This window comes from Maridesulfovibrio sp. FT414, from assembly GCF_050916235.1.
Lineage (GTDB): Bacteria > Desulfobacterota > Desulfovibrionia > Desulfovibrionales > Desulfovibrionaceae > Maridesulfovibrio.
In genome coordinates this window covers 648,205-668,134 of the sequence record NZ_CP104854.1, presented here as the reverse complement: position 1 = coordinate 668,134, position 19,930 = coordinate 648,205, and the positions used below count along the sequence as shown (strand labels likewise).

Here is a 19,930-nt window from a genome sequence, read left to right as displayed (position 1 = left end):
GCGAATTACCTGTCCAAATGAAACAAGGCTCACTCCGATTACGGGGTGAGCCTTGTTTCATTTGGAAGACAAAGCTGGTTGAATGTTTGTCGGCTGTTTTTATGGCATGGCACAGGTCGCTAGGCTGATAAAGATCAGTCGGCCCTGTGGACAACTAGCTGGTTGAAGGGGATGTTCCAGCCGTATTTTGTGCAGGCATCAACGCTGTAACGCTGCAGCGCCCTCACAATTCGCCCGTACAGTTCGGCGATCTCCCCGTTGAAGTCGGCGATGATAACCAGATTCAGGGAAGAGGCTCCGGCTGACTCGAACTCCACATTCAGGTTGAGCAGATACTTGTCATATCCGTCTTCCGCCAGTCTGCCGGTTACGAATTCCTTGGTAAGTGCAGGGATGGAAGCCGTTGCATCAGCCTGAAGGGCGTAATCTATACCGAACACGGACTTGAGCCTGAAGTTACGGGAAAGGTTGGTCGGATTGTTACCGAGGAAACTTGATGTGGGGTAGGTCACATAAGCTCCGCCGCGCTGGACCAGTTCAACCATATCCGGGGACTGGCTGATGACTTTTCCGCGAACGCCGTCCGAGAGAATGACCCAGTCTCCGATGGCGCAGGGGAACCAAGGCTCGTTTCTGCCGAAAGGTCTGGAGTTGATTTCGGTCAGCTCGGCAATGGGCAGTCTGATTCTGCTGGGACTTAAGGAAGGGTTTTTCAGTTTGCAGAACAGCTGCAGACTTTCCACCCGCCAGGGAACACCGTTGTACACGATCCGTTCATTCTCACGCACCGAACCGAGGTTCAGGATAAGTTTTACCTGCTCGTAGTAGCGGGTGAAGCCTGCCCGAGCGGTCCAGAGAGCTCCAAGTATGAAAATTATGGCGATGCTGAGCAGGAACCAGTCACCTGAAATGTACAGCGTGAAGAGGGAAGCCACAGTCGCGGCTACAACGGTCATGACCAGGAGCAGCACCTCAATCAGTCTTATGTAAAACGGTCGTTCCGCCGCCTTGAATGCCGGGAGAATTTTCTTGAATCCCCTGTCCAGAAGTCTGAAAATCAGGAAAACACCCGCAAAGGTGAGCAGGGCAATAATGATGTTCTTACCTCTGCTTTTGAAAAATACGGCCATGATCTTCTTCGAAGACTCGAAGAAGGACTGGTCATCCTTGATCAATTCATTGAGTTCGAATCTGGCGACATCGAGCTGGTTGCTGATGTCCGTCTTCTTGTTTACGAATTCTTCTCTTAATTTTTTGAGCTCTGCCTTCACAATCTCGGACTTGGACGTGGCGATGAGTGCATCAATATTGCCAACTGCTTCGTCAGCGCGGGGCAGCCTGCTTTCGAAATAGGCAACCCGGCTTTTGAGCTGTTCAACCTGACGGGGCCGTTTGGTCATTTCCTTGAGCTCGTGCAGCAGCGGGCGGACAAGTGTTTCGATTTCTTCCTGCCATGCAAAGCCCTGCTGGGCTTCTTCATCAAAAACGGCAATGTCCAGTCCTGTTGCAACCTTGACGAAGTTTTTGTCTACATTATCAAGCTGATCTTTCAGATCCTTGATTTCGGCTGCCAGCGCTTCCTTGTCCATGGAATGGGTTGCTCCCTTGAGTTTGTTCCTGGCAATTCTGATCTGGGTGTCCAGTTCCGCTTTATACCGAAGCAGGTTTACAAGCGTTTCGGCCTGAGCCGGGTTTGTCGCGGCTATTTCCTGTACTTCGGTTGCACTCTGGATTGTTGGTGCCGCACTGGCGATTCCGGCTGAAAGCAGAAGGCTTATCAGCAAAATGTTTGCAATAAATCTATTTAAAAGCATCCTTATCTCCCGATTGTTGTGGTGGGGTAACGTGTATTTTCTGCAGCAAGGTCTGTCACTTATTATCTGTAAAACCTGATTCCTGATCTGTTCAGGATACCTTATCCTCTTTGTCTGTACAAGTTAACGTTGAATAGGAACATCTCGTCAGGTCTGATGGAGTGGTAGGCTCTGGCTTAATCTCAGGGACGGCTGGCTGGCTTTCTTGCTGTAAATGCGATGTGTCCTATTTCGTTTGCCTGAGGTTTCATGTAAGTTTAACATTCCTCAAATAATAAAACCTTTCTAAACGACTCTCGCGGGTCGACAGGTATTGATATGAAACTTCTCATCTGCGGTGCGGGCAGGACAGCCCGGGAGCTGCTCAGGCGTCTTGGTGACGACTGGGAGATAACGCTTATAGACAAGTCAAGAGAAGAACTGGAGCGGAGTTCGGCTGTTTCGCCTGAAGTGACGAACATTCATGCTGAGGACGCCACCAGCCAGTTGGTCATGGAAGATGTGAACGTAGGCGAGTTTGATTATGTTATAGCCATTACCGGAGAAGACAGGAACAACAGGATTATTGCGGAGATGGCCTCCAATGCCGGAGTCCGTTACGTTTCCGCATTTATACATGACTCTGAAACAGCTGCCGCACTCAGGAAGAACGGTATAAACGTCATTCAGTTGGGAAAAATGGCCGCCGGGCAGCTTTACCATTACCTTCAGGATCCGAGGATGAGGGTTACCCCGTTGAATCTTGGTCCTGCAAATGTAATGGAAGTCAACGCGTCCGAGCACCTCACAATTGTAGGTAAGAGGGCGGGTTACCTTAAGCGCAAAGGGATGCAGCTTGTGGCTCTGTTCAGGAACGAAGGCATTTACTTCCCTAAGCCGGACACTCTGATTAGGGCCGAAGACCGGCTGGTGATTATCGGCGACAGTTCCGTGTTCCAGAATGTCTGCGGGCTGCTTGAATGCAATAATCCCCATTTTCCGCTGGCCTACGGTCCGGGAATGCTTGTGGCCCTGAAAGAGGGGAAAAATCTCAGCGGCGTGGAACCGGAAGTCAATGAAGCCCTGTATGTCGCGCAGAACACCCAGATAAAGAATGTGACCCTGCTCAACGCTGAACCGCGGGAATCATATCAGGAACATCTGACCAACTGGCCGCAGAACATTTCAGTCGGCATTGACAGTGTTAAAGGTTCATTGCCCGAAGTTATTCGTGAGTGCTGCCGCGAAAGCAATTACGGTCTGGTCGTAACCGCGCCTTTTGAGGGAGGCCTGCTCAAGGCCCTTGGTAAACCGCTTTACGTGAGCCTTGCCCACGATATTGACCGTCCGGTGCTTATTTCCAAGGGAACAGCTCCCTACAACCGCTTTATTGTGCCTTTCAACGGATCGGCCATGGCTGAGCTTGCAGTTGAGATCGCTGTTGACATCAAGAGGCAGATAGGAGGCGAAATATCAATCGCTGTTGTGGAAGAACCCGAGTTCATAACCGGGGATGTTACCAGAGACTGGAAAGACCGGGTTCTTGCCCGTGCCAGCGAACTCGGTCACATCTATAAGACCAAGTTTGAACTCATTACCCGCAGGGGCAACCCGGTGCGGGAGGTTGCGGCACTGAGCGCAGAGCATGATCTGATGATCGTCGGCAGCACTAACCGTGACCGTGGGTTGCTTACTCCCAATATCGGCGAGAACCTTGTGACATCATCGGAATGTTCGGTGTTGCTGATGGCGTTTTAATTATGGTTGTATCTCAGGATTTTGCACTATTGATCATCAGTCTGGCTGCAGCCCTTCTTCCGGGTTTGAGTCGGCGTGTCGGTCTTCCTTCTCCTGTTGCGGAAATACTTTTCGGTGTGCTGATCGGGAAAAGTTTCCTCAATCTGCAGATGGGGGGGGAGTGGCTCGCTTTTCTGGCGGAACTAGGCTTCATGGTTCTGATGTTTCAGGCCGGAATGGAAATAGACTTCAAATTGCTGAAAGGGCAAGGAAGAAAGGCTATTACGTTCCACTTCGTGCTGTTTGGCCTGACCCTGCTTTCAGCCTGGGGATGTGCAGCACTCCTTTCGCAGAATTCGTTTATGGTTCTGGTCCTGTCTACTACTTCACTGGGGCTGGTCATGCCGGTGCTCAAAGAGTCCGGTGCCCAGAACACCGGTTTCGGGCAGACTGTGCTTATTGCTGCGACCTTTGCGGACTTTCTTACCCTGCTCGGCATAACTTTTTATGTGCTCTGGAAAATCAACGGCGTGGGGATGCATCTGCTGACGCCTTTTCCGCTGTTTGTCGGATTTGCCTTTATTTTGTGGGGAGCGCGACTCTGGGCCTGGTGGAATCCTGAGAAAGCCGAGAAACTTCTTTTGACCGAGACTCTTCAGGAGCAGGGCGTTCGTGTTTCCCTTGCACTGCTTTTCCTTTTTATCTGCCTTTCAGAGGCCGTGCATCTTGAGCCTGTTCTCGGGGCTTTCATGGGTGGATGCATCCTTTCATTTGTTTTGCGGCGCAAGGAGAATCTGGAGTCGAAGATTTCTGTCATCGGTTTCGGCTTTCTGATTCCCATGTTTTTCATTTATGTTGGTATGGGATTTGACATTGCCAATATCCTTACTCCGGAGAGGATCGTCTTTACTCTGGTTCTGTTTATGGCGTCCATCCTCGTAAAGTTTCTGCCATGCCTTATTTTCCCTTTGTGGGGAATGAAATGGCTGGAGGGAATTAAGGCGGGGGCTCTTTTGTCTTCCCGGTTAAGTCTGATCATTGCCGCTGCCGCTGTCGGACTCAAGGAAGGGTTTCTGAATGAACAGACCAAGGATAGTATTGTACTTCTGGCGTTGCTTACATGTATGACGGGGCCGGTTGTTTTCCGTTATCTGATGAAAAGGTATAAGTCTTAATATGCTGTTTCCATAGCGGTTGTTTACCTTTTGGCTGCAACGACTTCTTTTTTGTCCACCGGTTAAGAATAGGTTCTTTTTTATTTCCCTCAGCTGCAAAATCAGGCATATTGATAACAGGCTCTAAAAGTCTCATCGTACAGGAGGAAAAGATGAAGAAAATTGCCGGTTTGATTTTTGTGCTGTCTGTTCTGCTTTGTGCCCAGCTTGCTTTTTCGGCCGAGAAAGTCACTGTTTACGGTGAAAATGCCTATGTCCCTTATGCCTTCCTTGATGGAAACACCCCTGACGGAATCTATGTGAGAATCCTGCAGAAAGCTTTTTCCAAGATGGACGGATACGATGTTACAATTGAGCTCGTTCCCTGGAAAAGAGCCTTGAACCTTGTTGAAACCGGTCGCGGTTTCGCATGCTTTGCTCCGTACTACCGCCCCAAACAGCGCCCATGGATCGAACCCTGGTCGGAACCCATCATTAAAGAAGGCTTTGCCGCATATTGTCGCAAAGAGGCTTTGGCCTCCCCACGCCCCAACTGGCCCGCTGATTATAAGGATCTGGAGATCGGGATCATTTCCGGCTACGCCGTTCCTAACAAGGAAGAACTCAAGATTCAGGAATCAGACACCAACGAAGTCAACCTGAAGAAGATTCTTACCGGTCGTATCGACTGCTTTGTTAACGATGACGCGTCAGTAAGATATTCCATGAAGCAGATGAAAATACCTGAAGGACAGGTTCTTAAGGGAACCCAGGTAAGTAATGAAAACGGTTATCTTGGATTTTCCAAGGCCAGCACTGAGCCTTACAAGGATGATTTCGTTAAAAAATTCAATGCAGTTATCACGGAAATGAAGAGCAACGGCGAAATTGACAAGATCGTTTCAGACTATCTGGGGAACTAGGGAATTCTGTATGGTATAAATGCTTCAGTCGGGCGGATTTCTGGGGCCGCCTGACTGGAGACAGTTTTCTCCTGTCCTGCTCAACGATTTCCCAGATGGAGGTAACATGCGAAAGGGAGCCTTGCTTAAAAGCATTCAGGTCAAAATTATCGTTCTTCTGGTGGCAGTCGTCACCCTTATTCTCCTCGGGTTCGGTTTGAGGGATTATTACGGAATTCGAGCAAAGCTGAATACTGCCCTCGAAAAGAATGCAGACAGAATTGCGGGCAGGCTCGCATTGGGAATGGTCACCCCGATATGGGATTTCAATGATGCTCTTGGAGTGCGGGTAATAAAATCAGAAATGGAAATGGATGAGCTCTCATCTGTTTTTGTTTATGAAGCTGATGGCAAAAGGGTTTTTCTGGCCCTTGAAAAGGATTCCGCAGGAAAAGTACAGAAGGTTGAAAAGCCTCCTGTTGGTGCTTATGTGTCCGCCAGCAAGGATATTGTCCGTCAGGATAAAAAAATCGGCGTGGTTACGGTCTTTCTAACCCGGCAGATTCTTGAAGAAGCCTTGAATCATGAAATTAAGAGTATCACGCTCAAGACTATAGTGATTGATGTTCTGATTATTCTGATTTTATCTTTTATAATAAGCAAGATGCTGATTAAGCCGGTAAAAATTATAGAGAGCTTTGCGGAAAAGGTCAGTGAAGGTGATCTGGAATGTGATTTCGAGGAAGGAACCTTTCACGGAGAGCTTGGGGACCTCAAGGTTTCAATTTTACAAATGGTTTCCAATTTGAAGAATACCATCCGGAAAGTTGAGGTCAAAGAGAGGGAAGCAGGCGAATCGGCCAAGGCCGCTCGGCAGGCCTGTAACGAGGCTGAGTTGGCCCGGCAGAATGCTGAAAGAGCCCGTCAGGAGGGAATGCGTGAAGCGTCTTCTGTTCTGAAGGGTATTTCTGAAAACATAATGAATGCGGCAGACAACCTGACAGTTCGCGTGGATCAGGTCAATGAATTCACGATACAGCAAAGAGACAGGGCGAACGAAACAGCCACTGCCATGGAAGAAATGAATGCCACGGTTCTTGAGGTTGCCAAGAATGCCGGGTTGGCGGCGGAAAGCGCCGAGTATTCCAAACGAAAGGCTGAAACCGGGTCTGGAAAGGTTAATGATCTGGTCGGCTCCATCAATGATGTCAGCGAGCTCTCGGAGGAAATGAGGGTCAACCTGGAAGAGCTGGGCAGGAATGCTGAAGGCATCGGTTCAATTATGAATGTGATTAACGACATTGCCGATCAAACCAACCTGCTTGCCCTTAACGCTGCAATTGAAGCGGCCCGTGCCGGAGAAGCTGGTCGGGGATTTGCTGTTGTTGCTGACGAGGTGCGTAAGCTTGCTGAAAAGACCATGCAGGCTACCAAGGAAGTTGAAGAGGTTATTCACGCGATCCAGAAAAGCAGCTCGCAGAATATCCGGTGTATGGAAAGCACAACAAAGGCGGTTGATCAGAGTAAGGGACTTGCCGGTGAGGCCGGCGGTTCGTTGAAGGAAATCGTAACCTATGTTGAGACCACTTCAGATCAGGTCAGGTCCATCGCTACTGCATCGGAAGAGCAGTCTGCGTCCAGTGAGGAAATAAACCGGGCCATGGATGATATAAACAACATTGCTTTCGAAATATCTTCGGATATGTCGAAAGCTACGTCTGCACTTCACCAGTTGAAGGACCTTTCTGAGCAGCTGATGGAACTTATTCACAAACTTGAAAATGAGTAAAAAACGGAATGTTCAGCAAAATAACAGTATAAACTCAGAATCCCCCGGCATAGCAGCCGGGGGATTCTTTTATGGAACAAACCTGTGTCCTTTCGACAGATACGGATACGTGCAGTTGTTCTTCAAAGGTAATATAGTCTTGCATGTTGTGCTGTTTAGTTTCAAGTGGCTTGCTGGGTAAAAGGGGTGGAGAGCACCTATTTTTATTTGGCTCATTGACGCAATGTATGGTTCAAGTTAATTAGCATCCTGAAAATGTGCGTTCTAATCATTTTAAAAGGTGTTGTGTCTATGAAGACTTTTTTTGAAAGAAATCCTGCGGCAGTTGCAGGCTTACTGGTCCTCCTGCTGGCTGTTTATACCGTACCGTGCATTCAGGCGGATGAACTCAAGGATTTCTCGCAATCGCGAGTTGGAGCCTTGGGGCACATTGAACCTCTGCATGGCATATACGAACTTCAGGCTCCGTCCGGGATTTTCCCGGCCAGACTTTCAAAGCTGCTGGTGGAGGAAGGTGAAAAGGTCACTCAGGGGCAGGTTGTAGCCATTATTGATAACATGCAGACACTCCCCGCAGATGTGGAGCGCAGCAGGGCTGAGGCAGTTGCCCGGCAGGCCGCCTATGAGCAGGCCCAGCGGGATTACCTCCGGTTTAAGGCGCTTGCCGCGCAGGGGGCAGTCTCTCAGGAAGCATTTGATCAGGCCGACAGGAAGTTCAAGGAAACCGCAGCACAGTTGAAGGCGAGTCGGGCTGAAATTCAGAGTCAGGCCAATCAGCTTGGGCATATAGATATTATTGCGCCGGTCTCAGGGACTGTGCTTAAAATATATGCCCGTGACGGGGAAAGCGTGCCGTGGAATAAGGGCGTGCTTGCAATGGGCATAACCGATCACATGATGGCGGTCGCCGAGGTTTATGAAGATGACATCCGCAAGGTTCAGCCCGGACAGCGGGCAATCATCACCAGCAAGGCCCTTGCAGGGGAATTAATGGGAACAGTTGAACGTATAGGTGTCATGGTTGACCGGCCGAGTGATTTTTCGGCGAATCCGGCGGAAAATACCGAGGCAAGGGTCATCAAGGTTCATATACGGCTTGATGATCCCCGGAAGGTTGAAGCGTTGACCGGGCTTCTTGTCCATACGGTCATCCTGACCGGAAAGCAGGCGGAGTAGGTGCTGATGGGGATGCGCAAACGAATTCCACTGGCCTGGAAACAGCTTGTAAACCAGCCGCGCCGGTTGATTGCGGCCATCGCGGGCATAACCTTTGCCGTAGTTCTTGTGCTGGTCCAGCTGGGCTTCAAGGATGCCCTGATGCGCAGTGCCACCGCGGTGCATCGGCATCTTGATACCGATCTGGTCATGTTTTCACGGTCCCTTGAGTATCTGGGGGCGGATCATCCTTTTGCCTCGGTCAGGCTTTACCAGTGTCTGGCGGACCGGGAAGTTGCCGAGGTTGAGCCGTTCTATGTGCATCTTGGAAAATTCAGGAATCTGGAAAACGGATATTCCCGCTCACTGCTCATAATGGGGGTTATGCCTGGAACCCTGTCACTGCAGATTCCCGGTGTAATGGACAATACAGATAAGCTGAAGGTTACCGGAGACATCCTCTATGACCGTTTCGGAATGAACCTTTACGGCCCTGTGGTTGAGACTTTTGAAAAGGAAGGTCCGTTCAAGGTTGTTACCATGGACCGCCGGACAAGGCTGGTCGGCCTATTCGGGCTGGGCACATCTTTTATTGCCTACGGCAACGTTGTTACGGGTATTCCGACATATCTGCAGCTCTTTCCGCACAATCCGAAGGGGCTGGTCAATTTCGGCCTGATCCGGCTGGCAAAGGGAACCGATCCGCATGCCGTCAAAGTACGGCTGAACAAGCTGTTGGACGCGGACGACGTTATCGTCGTCACCAAGGATGAGTTCATCCAGAAGGAACTGGATTACTGGGCCAATACTGCCGCGGTGGGGTTTGTTTTTGAAATCGGCGCAGTCATGGGTCTGATTGTCGGAATGGTCATCGTCTACCAGATTCTTTACACCGACGTTAACGACCACCTTTCGGAGTATGCCACCCTCAAAGCGATGGGCTATCCCAACGGGTTCTTCTCCCGGCTGGTCCTTAAGGAGTCACTGATTCTGTCCATGCTGGGCTATCCGCCCGGGGCGCTGATCTCGTGGGCTATCTATGCATATACTTCCAGCGTTACCGGCTGGGCCATGATTCTCACTCCCGGTAAGGTGGCCTTTACCTACTCCCTTACGCTGGGCATGTGTGTAATCTCCGGCTGTCTGGCTATGCGCAGGGTACAGCATGCCGATCCGGCAGAAATATTTTAAATGTGCAGACCGCGATACAGGCAGGAATAGAGATGGATAATGATGTACTGATCCGGGTTGATAAACTCAGCCACACATTCGGAGCCGGCTCTCTGGCCCATGAAGTACTGCACGAGGTTTCAACGGAAATCAAATCCGGTGAAGTTGTGATCTGTACCGGACCATCCGGTTCAGGAAAGACCACTTTTCTTACCTTGGTCGGGGCGTTGAGGTCCATCCAGAGCGGAAGTGTAAAGATCCTCGGGCGGGAGTTGAACGGTTGCCCGTCCAAGGAGCTGCTGGAGGTAAGAAAATCTATCGGGTTTATATTTCAGCTTCATAACCTGCTTAATTCGCTGACATTGACTGAGAATGTCCTTATGTCCATGCAGGTGCATTCCAGAGACAGATTTCCCAATCCGGTCAAGACTGCCCACGAGCTGCTTGACGGTGTCGGGTTGCAGGGGCGTTACAACGAAAAACCTGACCGGCTCTCCGGCGGGCAGAAGCAGCGTGTTGCCATTGCCCGTGCCCTTGCGGCAGATCCGAAGATCGTCCTTGCAGATGAACCCACCGCATCTCTTGATGGTAAATCCGGACGCGAAGTTGTGGATAAGCTCCAGCACATGGCCAAAAAGCAGGGCTGTGCTGTTCTGCTGGTTACCCACGACAACCGTATTCTGGACATAGCAGACCGGGTTATCTATCTGGAGGACGGCAATATCTCGGATAGAAAGCCGGGTGATCTTGATATGGATGTTTAAGTAGCTCCTTACTGATAGGACCGGCCTCCCTTATATAAACAGGGTGCTTGTATTAATGTAAGCTAAAACCACCGGGATGCTGAGAGCGAAGCCATTCTGACCCATTTGCATTATATCTCGGCTGAAGTTGAATGAAAATGTCAGGTTGTTTGCCCTGTTCTAAAAATGAATAAATTGTTTATCTATCATTTTTTTTGATGATTAATTTGTTTAAATCAGACAAATTAACCTGCTATCTATATGAAATTATAATTGAATAAGTCTTTTTTGTTTCAAACCATACATAGGATCAGCTTCTTTGATGTTCCCAGGTGTTTTTTATAATTATGCCTCAAATGGCATAATTAAAGTTAAAAGCACATGGAGAAACTATGAATCTTGAAGCCGCCATCTGCCATGAAAGCCCTGACAGCATTCGTGATGATTCCGTCGGTCCGTACTCGTATGATGAATTTATAGAAGCTGCCCGCAGATTTCACGGCAGTCCCGCCCCCGGACTGATCCTTGGCGGTTACATGATGGAAGAGGCCAGAAGGCATCTTCCAGAAGGAACATTGTTTGACGCAATTTCCGAGACCTCCTGGTGTCTCCCTGATGCTGTGCAGATGCTTTCCCTGTGCAGTATTGGTAACGGGTGGCTCAAGGTCCGCAATCTCGGTATCTACGCACTCTCCCTCTACGACAAATACACCGGTGAGGGTGTCCGCATAAGGGTTGACCCTGAAAAACTGGCCGAATGGCCGGAAATGGAGGCCTGGTTTTTCAAACGCAAACACAAGCATGAACAGGATTCAGTTCGGCTCCATGCTGAAATAAGGAAGGCCGGGGCATCCGTCTGTACGATTGAATCTGTGAAGGTCAAGCCTGAAGCACTGATCAAGCGCAGCAAGGGAGGTATAACCACCTGCCCCCTCTGCGGTGATGCCTATCCGGGATCTTTCGGTGCCATCTGCCGCAGCTGTCAGGGTGAAAGTCCTTACATTCTCCGGGACTCCGGTTTGAGGTCCGCACATGCTTCTTTGCCGGAAGGCTTAAGGGTTGTGCCTGTCAGTGAGGCTGAAGGCAGGAGTGCAGTACATGACATGACCCGCATTGTTCCAGGCGAAAGCAAGGGGCCGGAATTTTCCAAGGATCACAATTTCTCGGCCAGCGATATATGTCGGCTGCAGCTTATCGGCAAAAATCATATCTATGTTGATGAAGGTGACATCCCGGCCGGGGAGTGGGTGCATGAAAATGAGGCTGCTGAAACATTCGGCAGGATTATGTCCGGCGAAGGTGTCGAGGCTGCCGGTGACCCCAAAGAGGGCAAGGTTACGCTTCGCGCTGCTCATGACGGCCTCATGGTCACCGATCTTGAAATGATGAACCGGTTTAATCTGGTGCCGGATGTAATGGTTGCTGCCCGTAAAAGCGGTTCTCTGGTAAAGAAGGGGGCCCGCATCGCCGGGACCAGAGCTATCCCGCTGTTCATTTCCCGCGAGAATTTTTCCCGGGCCGTATCTTCCCTTAACGGTGATCCCCTCTTCAGGATACTTCCTCTTCAAAAGAAAAATGTCGGCATCCTCATTACCGGAGACGAAGTCTTCAACGGTCTTATCGAGGACAAATTTGAGTCTGTCATCACTGCAAAAGTACAGGCCCTGGGCAGCAGGGTTGTCCGCTCTGTCATTCTGCCGGACGACCGTTCCCGCATAAGGGATGCTGCCGTTTCACTCATGAAAGAAGGTTGTGACCTGATTATCACAACCGCCGGAATGTCTGTCGACCCTGATGACGTGACCCGCCACGGCCTGGTGGATGCCGGAGTATCCAACCTCCTATACGGTGCTCCGGTACTCCCCGGCACAATGCTTCTGCTGGCAAAGGCCGGAAATACCCGCGTGATCGGCGTTCCTGCCTGCGCGCTTTTCTTCAAGACCACCAGCCTTGATCTGGTTCTGCCCCGTGTTCTTGCCGGGCTGGATATCACCCGCCGTGATCTGGCTGCTCTGGCGGACGGCGGCTACTGCATGGAATGCAAGGTATGCACTTTCCCCAAATGTCCTTTCGGCAAATAGGAGGATGAATGCACAAGAATCTCGATCCGCCCGAATTCGGGTCAACTGCGGCATTGGCGCAGATGCATGCTCATTGTCCGACAATAAGGCTGCATCTGTGGCTTGAGGGTTCAGAGGGAGTGTTCTTCGGTTACGGGCGTCTACTTTTGCTCGACAGGATCGAAACCTGCGGTTCACTCAAAAAAGCTTCCGAGGAAATGGGTATGTCCTATCGGGCGGCATGGGGAAAAATCAAACAGACCGAAGAGGTGCTCGGTTTTCAGTTGATTGAGCGCGTCGGAAGCAGGCGCAGCGGATATCGCCTGACCGAGGCGGGCCGTGTGGTACGCGATAAGTATTTTGAGTGGTTCAACAGGGTCGAGCAGGATGCCCGTATGAGGGCGGATGAAATATTTCCATGGCGATCCAAGAGTTTTGGAGAGGACATTAGCACCCCATAGGGATGCTCCGTCCGTAGTTCACTTTTTGGAAAGGATTTTGGGCTCCTGCTGTGGGGTGTTCAAAATAAATTGGAAATTCGAATCTGTTTTGTGAGCGATGATTGAAAGATCCTGGCATCCCGTAAGGATTTCCGGAGAATACCAGCGGCTCGTTGTTGATATTTATGTGTTAAAACTAACACATTGAAAATATTGACTTAATTTTATTTTTGTCGTTGCATGTGAACATCGAAATAATTGTCAGGCAATGATCTGATTGGGGGTATGCCTGACTTAAACTGAGGAGGTTCCCATGAACATTTCACGGCGAGGGTTCATGAAGCTTGCGGGTATTGGTGTCGCAGGCCTCGGAATGAGCCAGTTCGGCCTCGACCTCTCTCCTGCCAGGGCTTATGCCGCAGGTTTGAAGATCAAGGGCGCCAAGGAAGTGATTTCCATCTGTCCGTTCTGTTCGGTCAGCTGTCACTTCATAGCACATGTCAAAGACGGTCAGATTGTCAGCACCGAAGGTGATCCGGATTATCCGGTTAGCGAAGGTGCACTGTGTGCAAAGGGTGCAGCAATGCTTTCCATGCACAACAGCCATCATCGGCTTCAGAAGCCCATGTACCGTGCCCCTTACAGCACCGAGTGGGAAGAAAAGAGCTGGGAATGGGTGCTTGACCGCATCGCTCACAGGGTGAAGGAAACACGTGATGAAGACTTCAAACGGTTCAACGCCAAGGGCCAGGAAGTAAACCGTGTAGAATCAATTTTCCATCTCGGCTCATCACAGATGGATAACGAGGAGTGTGCAGTCGTCCATCAGGGTGTACGCGGTCTCGGCCTGGTGCATTTTGATCACCAGGCACGTATCTGACACAGCGCAACTGTTGCGGCTCTGGCAGAGTCGTTCGGACGCGGTGCGATGACCAACCACTGGTGCGATATTGAAAACGCTGACAGCATCCTGATCATAGGAAGCAACGCAGCAGAGCACCATCCTATTTCCTTTAAATGGGTCTTGCGGGCCAAGGACAAGGGCGCCACTGTAATGCATGTGGACCCTAAATTCTCCCGTACATCCGCAAGATGTGATTTCCATGTTCCCCTGAGGTCCGGTACTGATATCGCCTTCATGGGCGGTATGATCAACTATGTTCTTGAGAACAATCTGTATTTCAAGGAATACGTTGCCAACTATACCAACGCCGCCTTTATCGTCGGCAAGGACTTCAAATTCTCCAAGGGACTTTTCGCCGGTTATGATGCGAGAACCCGTAAGTATGACAAGTCAAAATGGGCTTTTGAACTGGACAAGAACGGCGTTCCCAAAAGGGATGAGTCCCTCAAGGACGACCGCTGCGTCTTCCAGCTGCTCAAGAAGCACTATTCCCGTTACTCCCTTTCCAATGTCTCCAAGACTACCGGTGTCACCAAGGACAACCTGCTCCGGGTCTACAAGGAGTTTGCCGCTACCGGTAAGCCCGACAAGGCCGGAACTATCATGTACGCACTCGGCTGGACCCAGCATACCGTTGGCGTGCAGAACATCCGTACCAGTGCCATCCTTCAGTTGCTGCTCGGCAACATAGGTGTGGCCGGCGGCGGTATCAACGCACTGCGCGGTGAGCCCAACGTTCAGGGGTCTACCGACCATTGTATTCTCTGGCACATCCTGCCCGGATATCTGCCCGTACCCAAGGCCAGCCTGGGGTCCTTTGAGGATTACGTGAAGGCAACCACCCCGGTCTCCAAGGACCCGCAGAGTGCCAACTGGTGGCAGCACAGGCCGAAATACATGGCTTCCCTGCTCAAAGCCTGGCGTGGCGATTATGCCACCGAAAAGAACGACTTCGGATACAAACTGCTGCCCAAGGCGGACGATGGTGAGGATTACTCCTACATCTTCATCTTCGACCGTATGTACAAGGGCGACATCAAGGGCGGTTTTGTTTTCGGAACCAACCCTGCGCAGAGTGTTCCCAACTCCAACAAGGTCCGCAAGGCCCTCGATAATCTTGACTGGCTTGTTGTTGCCGAACTGCACAACACGGAAACTTCGGACAACTGGCATCGTCCGGGCGTCGATCCCGCCCAGAACAAGACCGAAGTATTCCTGTTGCCATCTGCCCAGCGTGGAGAAAAAGCAGGTTCCATATCAAACAGCGGTCGCTGGCTGCTTTGGCATTATGAAGCCTGCCGCCCGATGGGTGAATCCAAGAGCATGGGTGAACTGTATGTGGACATAATCAACCATGTCCGCCGGCTCTATGGTAAGGAAAACGGAACATTCCCCGAACCCATCCTCTCCCTTGACTGGCCCGCATACTATGATGCCGAGGATGTCGCTCAGCGCATCAACGGACGCTTTACCAAAGATGTTGAGATCAAAGGCAAGAAATACTTGAAAGGACAGCAGGTTCCGTCCTTTGTTGCCCTTGCCGATGATGGCTCCACTTCCAGCCTGAACTGGCTCTATTGCGGCAGCTACACCGAAGAAGAAGGGAACAAGGCCAAACGCCGCAGCTGGGAGCAGACTCCCATGCAGGCGAAGATCAATCTCTTCCCGAACTTTGCATGGTGTTGGCCGGTCAACCGCCGCATCCTTTACAACCGTGCTTCTGTTGACGCCAATGGTAAGCCATGGGCACCGGAAAAAGCGGTCATTGCATGGAACGGTTCCAAGTGGGAAGGAGACATTCCCGATGGCGGATGGCCGCCGAACGCAACCGGTAAGGGACGCTATCCTTTCATTATGCGTAAGGAAGGCCATGGACAGCTTTACGGTCCCGGTCTTAACGACGGACCTTTCCCCGACCATTACGAGCCGGTGGAGACTCCCATCACCAGCCATCCGTTCTCCAGCCAGCTCAGCAGCCCGGTATACAAGTTTGCCTCCAGTGATATGGACAAGCTTGCCAAGCCCGGTGATGAGCGGTTCCCCATTGTTCTCACTACCTACAGCCTCACAGAACACTGGTGCGGAGGCGGTGAGACCAGAAATATTCCGGCTCTGCTGGAAGCTGAACCGCAGCTCTATGTTGAAATGAGCCCCGAACTGGCCAAGGAAAAAGGCATCAGGAACGGCGATCCGGTCATCGTGGAAAGCATCCGCGGTGCTGTGGAAGCAATCGCTATGGTTACCGTGCGCATGACTCCTTTCGAAATCAAGGGTGAAACCGTCCACGAGGTCGGTATGCCATTCTGTTTCGGCTGGACAACCAGAGGGTCCGGGGATGCAACCAACCGTCTCACACCGTCGGTCGGTGACCCCAACACCACTATTCCCGAGTACAAGGCATGTCTGGTGAATGTTCGCAAGGCGAAGACTCTCACCGAGATCGAGTAACCCGAAACCAAGCCGGGCCTTTATGGGTCCGTCCAAAGGAGTAAAAAATGCCTAAAGCATTCTTTGTCGATACTTCGAGATGTACGGCTTGTCGCGGTTGCCAGGTTGCCTGCAAGGAATGGCATGATCTGCCCGCGGTTGAGACCAAACAGCGAGGTTCGCACCAGAACCCGCCTGACCTGAATCCTTTCACCTATAAACTTGTCCGTTTCAGCGAGCACCGCATCAACGGTAAGGTTGAGTGGTTTTTCTTCCCCGACCAGTGCCGTCATTGTGATGTGCCTCCCTGTAAGGACATTGCTGAGTCCTATGTGACCGGCGCGGTCGTAAAGGATGAAACAACAGGTGCCGTCCTCTTCACCGACCTTACCAAGCGTCTGGCCGCGGACGAAGCCGAGGAAATGCGGGAAGCCTGCCCGTATAATATTCCCCGGCGCAACAGCGGAACAGGACTTATGAGCAAGTGCGATATGTGTTTTGACCGTCAGCAGGCCGGATTGGTTCCTGTCTGTGTGAAAACATGTCCCACCGGCACCATGAACTTCGGTGAACGAGAAGAGATGATGGAGCTTGCCGAGAAAACTCTCGCCAAGGTCAAAAAGGATTACCCCAACGCATCAGTCATTGATGCGGATGAGGTGAACGTGATCTATCTGGTTATGGATAAGCCTGACCTCTATTACGAGCACGTCACTGCCGATGCTTCCGGTGTCGGCAGGGGAGTGACCCGTAAAGAATTCCTCGCCGGGCTGACCAGACCGGCTAAACGGATCTTCGGATAATTGAAAGACCCCGGCAGCATTTACCCTGCTGCCGGGGCTTTTGAAGCAACACTGCAGATTGCCGTTTTTCAGCAGTCTGTCAGACGGGCCCCGGAAGTGCCTTGTTGTGCATACATTTTATGAAAATTTCAGGAGCAGAGAGATATGACCGACTACAAGTCCACTAAGAAAAAACGTGATGTTCAGGCCGGACTTCTGGCTTTGCGTAAGAGAATGCCCGCTCTTGAAAATATTTTTGATGCTTTCGGACCGCTTGTAAAAGCTCAGGAAAAGGCTGATGAGCTGCTCGAAAGCTGGGAAGGTTTTATTATTCCGGATGCATATGCGCCGCGCTTTGAGCAGGGCGTTCCGTTGCTTGCTGAGATGAAAATGCCTGAACCAGGTGAGTTGTACCGGGAAGTCTTCAAGCTGATGGCTGCGGCGGTAGTTGAAGGGCTTCCGGCTTGCGCAGATAAGGGTGATGAGATTGCGGCAGCCGCAGATGATGCTGATAACCTAAACGAGCTGGCACAGGCGCTCTGGGATGAAGAGAGTGATCAGATCTTTGCGTTGGCGGAGGAATGGTCCGTAGATGAGCAGATGCTTGCTTTTGTTGGTATGCTGTCCCTTAAGGCATTCATGGTGCGGATGGAATCGGAATCAGCAAAGAAGATTGAGCATATGCAATGGCTCAAAGGATACTGCCCGGTCTGCGGAACTTTTCCGGACATGGCGTTGCTCAAAAGGTCCGGCGAGGATAACGCATACCTTAAGTCTCACGGTGGACAGCGCTGGCTGCATTGTTCCGGGTGCGGTCATGAGTGGCGCTTCAAGCGCAATATGTGCCCCTGGTGCGAAAGTGAGGATTACAGCAAGCTCAGATACATGCAGTCGGATGAGAACACAAATGAACGTGTGGATATGTGTGACTCCTGCAAGCACTATTTCGTGACCATCGATACTCGTGAGCTGGTTGAGGAACCGGACCCCAGAGTTGCTCCCCTTGGATTGGTGCATCTGGATATACGGGCACAGGAAGAAGAGTATATGCCGATGGCTGAAACTCCGTGGAATGTCCTGTAGCCTGTAACCGCTGATATTTAATCTGAGAGCCTGACATTTTTCCGGCCGTAATTAACAGGTTCTCCTTTTGATGGTTAGTAGTCATTCCCATCAAAAGGAGAACTTTTTTCTTTAAAGAAGATGTTCTGGGTAAGTTGGAAGAAATGCATTTAATGTCCTGCCGGTGGCCCAATTCTCATTTTACATCCAAGTGAGGGCGTTTGAATTAAACCAAAATGATTGTTAATGTTAAACCTTCACTGACAATCATTTAGCAAAGGAATTTTTCTTGCGTGCAGACAACGGCGATAATTCAGAACGCCTTCCAGAACATATTTCCAAGGTATTTGAGTCCTTTTCCGATTTTATCCTGTTCACAGATAACTGTGGCCGGATCTGTTCGGCCAATCCTCCTGCTGTAGAATTTTTTGACGGTCCGTTGTGCGGACGCAGTCTCTGGAGTCTTCTTGAGGTTGAGGCTACAGACATAGTTTCATTCTTGGAGATGTACCCTGCTGAAAGTGTGCATGAAATTCCATACGGTGATAGCGGGGGAAGCTATTCTTTACGCCTGATCCCTTTGGCTGGGCCGTTCTGTTCGGAAGGGTATGTGGCAGTAGTCACCAATAATGCTCCTCTGATGGAACTGCATGAGACTTACGAGGAGCGGATTGAAGATAACATTGCCGCGCTTGATGACAGTATTTCTCTCTTCAATGCCCTGTTTGAGGCCGCTCAGGGGCCGACAATACTTGCCGACTCCTCATTCAGGATTCTTACTTCGAATCCAGCTTCGGAAAAATTGTTCGGGAGGAGGGCGTCCCTTTCCGGGAGCAGTTGTCTGAACATTTTCAGCGAGGAATCGGCCAAAACGGTGCAGAAATATTTCGAGACCTGCAGCGCAGAACTGCCTGTTCCGTTTGATGATCTTCTGACAGCAATAAATTCCGGCGGAAAAGAAATTCCTGTGGAGTTGATTATGCACAAGGTCCGGCTTCAGTCCGGAATTGTTTTTCATCTCGGGTTACGCGATATGAGTGATATCCAGCGACTTGAATCCGGGCTTGAAGAAAGCAGGGAGCAGGTGGACGGCATGAACGTGGCCCTTAGAACCGTTATTGAGTCGGTGAAGGAGGAGAAACGGGGCATGCATGAGGAGTTTGCTTTGCAGGTTAGAGAGCAGATACTGCCTGCCCTTGATCGGATGATTAAAGAACCGTTGCCGCAGATGCGCAGAAGTTTCGGTAAATTTATCAAGGAAAGGCTTTCTGCTCTTGCTGGTGAAACTGGAGACCATTTTGAGGGTTTGCTTTTGGCATTAACTCCCCGCGAAATTGAAATCTGCCGCTACATTGAAGCGGGAAAAAGTACGGAAAGTATTGCCGAGATGCTGTCCATCACCGTTGATACCGTTCGCACCCATCGCAAGAATATTCGCCGTAAATTGGGGCTGCATGGCAAAAGCACCTCTCTGATTTCCTACCTGAAGTATCACGCCGGTTCCTGACTGATTGGGTATTCATTGTACCCAGTCAGTACCCAATTGATAGCCTTGCAGATGAGCTGCGATTCTGTTCTGATGCAAATCTCAATTGGTCAATAATATTTTAATTTCATTAAGTTGTATTTATGCATTCTGTAATATTGGAGAAGATCAATCTAAGGCATGCCATGTTTAATCTGGTAATGTCTTCATTTGCATTGATTGTATTTTTATCTTTTTCATACCTGCACCGCAATGAGGTCAAAGACTACACTTTAAAATCTTATTCGATTGTATACAAAAGTGTATACCTAAAAAAGTAGTCGGAT

The 19,930-nt window shown here is 50.4% G+C and carries 14 protein-coding genes; 13 read left to right on the top strand and 1 reads right to left on the bottom strand.

All coding sequences use genetic code 11. The annotated features are described in order from the left end of the window. Positions 1-134 precede the first annotated feature (134 nt). Positions 135-1,814: a mechanosensitive ion channel domain-containing protein gene (locus N7E73_RS03015; RefSeq protein WP_432737472.1), complete on the bottom strand. Its 1,680-nt coding sequence runs from the start codon at positions 1,812-1,814 to the stop codon at positions 135-137. A gap of 318 nt (positions 1,815-2,132) precedes the next feature. Between N7E73_RS03015 and N7E73_RS03010 the strand changes: the two genes are divergently transcribed. The 13 genes from N7E73_RS03010 (at position 2,133) to N7E73_RS02950 (ending at position 19,625) form a co-directional block, all read left to right on the top strand. After that, positions 2,133-3,551: an NAD-binding protein gene (locus N7E73_RS03010; RefSeq protein WP_432737470.1), complete on the top strand. Its 1,419-nt coding sequence runs from the start codon at positions 2,133-2,135 to the stop codon at positions 3,549-3,551. Between the two features lie 2 nt (positions 3,552-3,553). Further along, positions 3,554-4,705: a cation:proton antiporter gene (locus tag N7E73_RS03005; RefSeq protein ID WP_432737469.1), complete on the top strand. Its 1,152-nt coding sequence runs from the start codon at positions 3,554-3,556 to the stop codon at positions 4,703-4,705. A gap of 152 nt (positions 4,706-4,857) precedes the next feature. Further along, the gene (locus tag N7E73_RS03000) at positions 4,858-5,607 is read left to right on the top strand and encodes a substrate-binding periplasmic protein (RefSeq protein WP_432737468.1); all 750 of its coding nucleotides are present in this window, start codon (positions 4,858-4,860) and stop codon (positions 5,605-5,607) included. A 106-nt stretch (positions 5,608-5,713) separates the two neighbouring features. Then, positions 5,714-7,375, top strand: coding sequence for a methyl-accepting chemotaxis protein (locus N7E73_RS02995; protein WP_432737467.1), 1,662 nt, complete (start codon positions 5,714-5,716; stop codon positions 7,373-7,375). Positions 7,376-7,666: 291 nt separating this feature from the next. Continuing rightward, positions 7,667-8,551, top strand: coding sequence for an efflux RND transporter periplasmic adaptor subunit (locus tag N7E73_RS02990; RefSeq protein WP_432737466.1), 885 nt, complete (start codon positions 7,667-7,669; stop codon positions 8,549-8,551). A gap of 6 nt (positions 8,552-8,557) precedes the next feature. Then, positions 8,558-9,721 carry an ABC transporter permease DevC gene (gene devC / locus N7E73_RS02985; protein WP_432737464.1) on the top strand — a complete coding sequence of 388 codons (1,164 nt, stop codon included), beginning with the start codon at positions 8,558-8,560 and terminating at the stop codon, positions 9,719-9,721. 32 nt (positions 9,722-9,753) lie between these two features. After that, positions 9,754-10,464 carry an ATP-binding cassette domain-containing protein gene (locus N7E73_RS02980; RefSeq protein ID WP_432737463.1) on the top strand — a complete coding sequence of 237 codons (711 nt, stop codon included), beginning with the start codon at positions 9,754-9,756 and terminating at the stop codon, positions 10,462-10,464. Between the two features lie 371 nt (positions 10,465-10,835). Beyond that, complete coding sequence (locus tag N7E73_RS02975) at positions 10,836-12,524, top strand: FmdE family protein (protein ID WP_432737461.1); 1,689 nt, start codon at positions 10,836-10,838, stop codon at positions 12,522-12,524. A gap of 8 nt (positions 12,525-12,532) precedes the next feature. Beyond that, positions 12,533-12,964, top strand: coding sequence for a winged helix-turn-helix domain-containing protein (locus N7E73_RS02970; protein ID WP_432737460.1), 432 nt, complete (start codon positions 12,533-12,535; stop codon positions 12,962-12,964). 292 nt (positions 12,965-13,256) lie between these two features. Next, positions 13,257-16,295 carry a formate dehydrogenase-N subunit alpha gene (gene fdnG / locus N7E73_RS02965; RefSeq protein WP_432737459.1) on the top strand — a complete coding sequence of 1,013 codons (3,039 nt, stop codon included), beginning with the start codon at positions 13,257-13,259 and terminating at the stop codon, positions 16,293-16,295. A 47-nt stretch (positions 16,296-16,342) separates the two neighbouring features. Next, the gene (locus N7E73_RS02960) at positions 16,343-17,077 is read left to right on the top strand and encodes a 4Fe-4S dicluster domain-containing protein (RefSeq protein ID WP_432737458.1); all 735 of its coding nucleotides are present in this window, start codon (positions 16,343-16,345) and stop codon (positions 17,075-17,077) included. A 144-nt stretch (positions 17,078-17,221) separates the two neighbouring features. Next, the gene (locus N7E73_RS02955; RefSeq protein ID WP_432737457.1) at positions 17,222-18,139 is read left to right on the top strand and encodes a formate dehydrogenase accessory protein FdhE; all 918 of its coding nucleotides are present in this window, start codon (positions 17,222-17,224) and stop codon (positions 18,137-18,139) included. Positions 18,140-18,407: 268 nt separating this feature from the next. Beyond that, a complete protein-coding gene (locus N7E73_RS02950; protein WP_432737456.1) occupies positions 18,408-19,625 on the top strand; it encodes a LuxR C-terminal-related transcriptional regulator in 1,218 nt (405 codons plus the stop codon). Positions 19,626-19,930 lie beyond the last annotated feature (305 nt).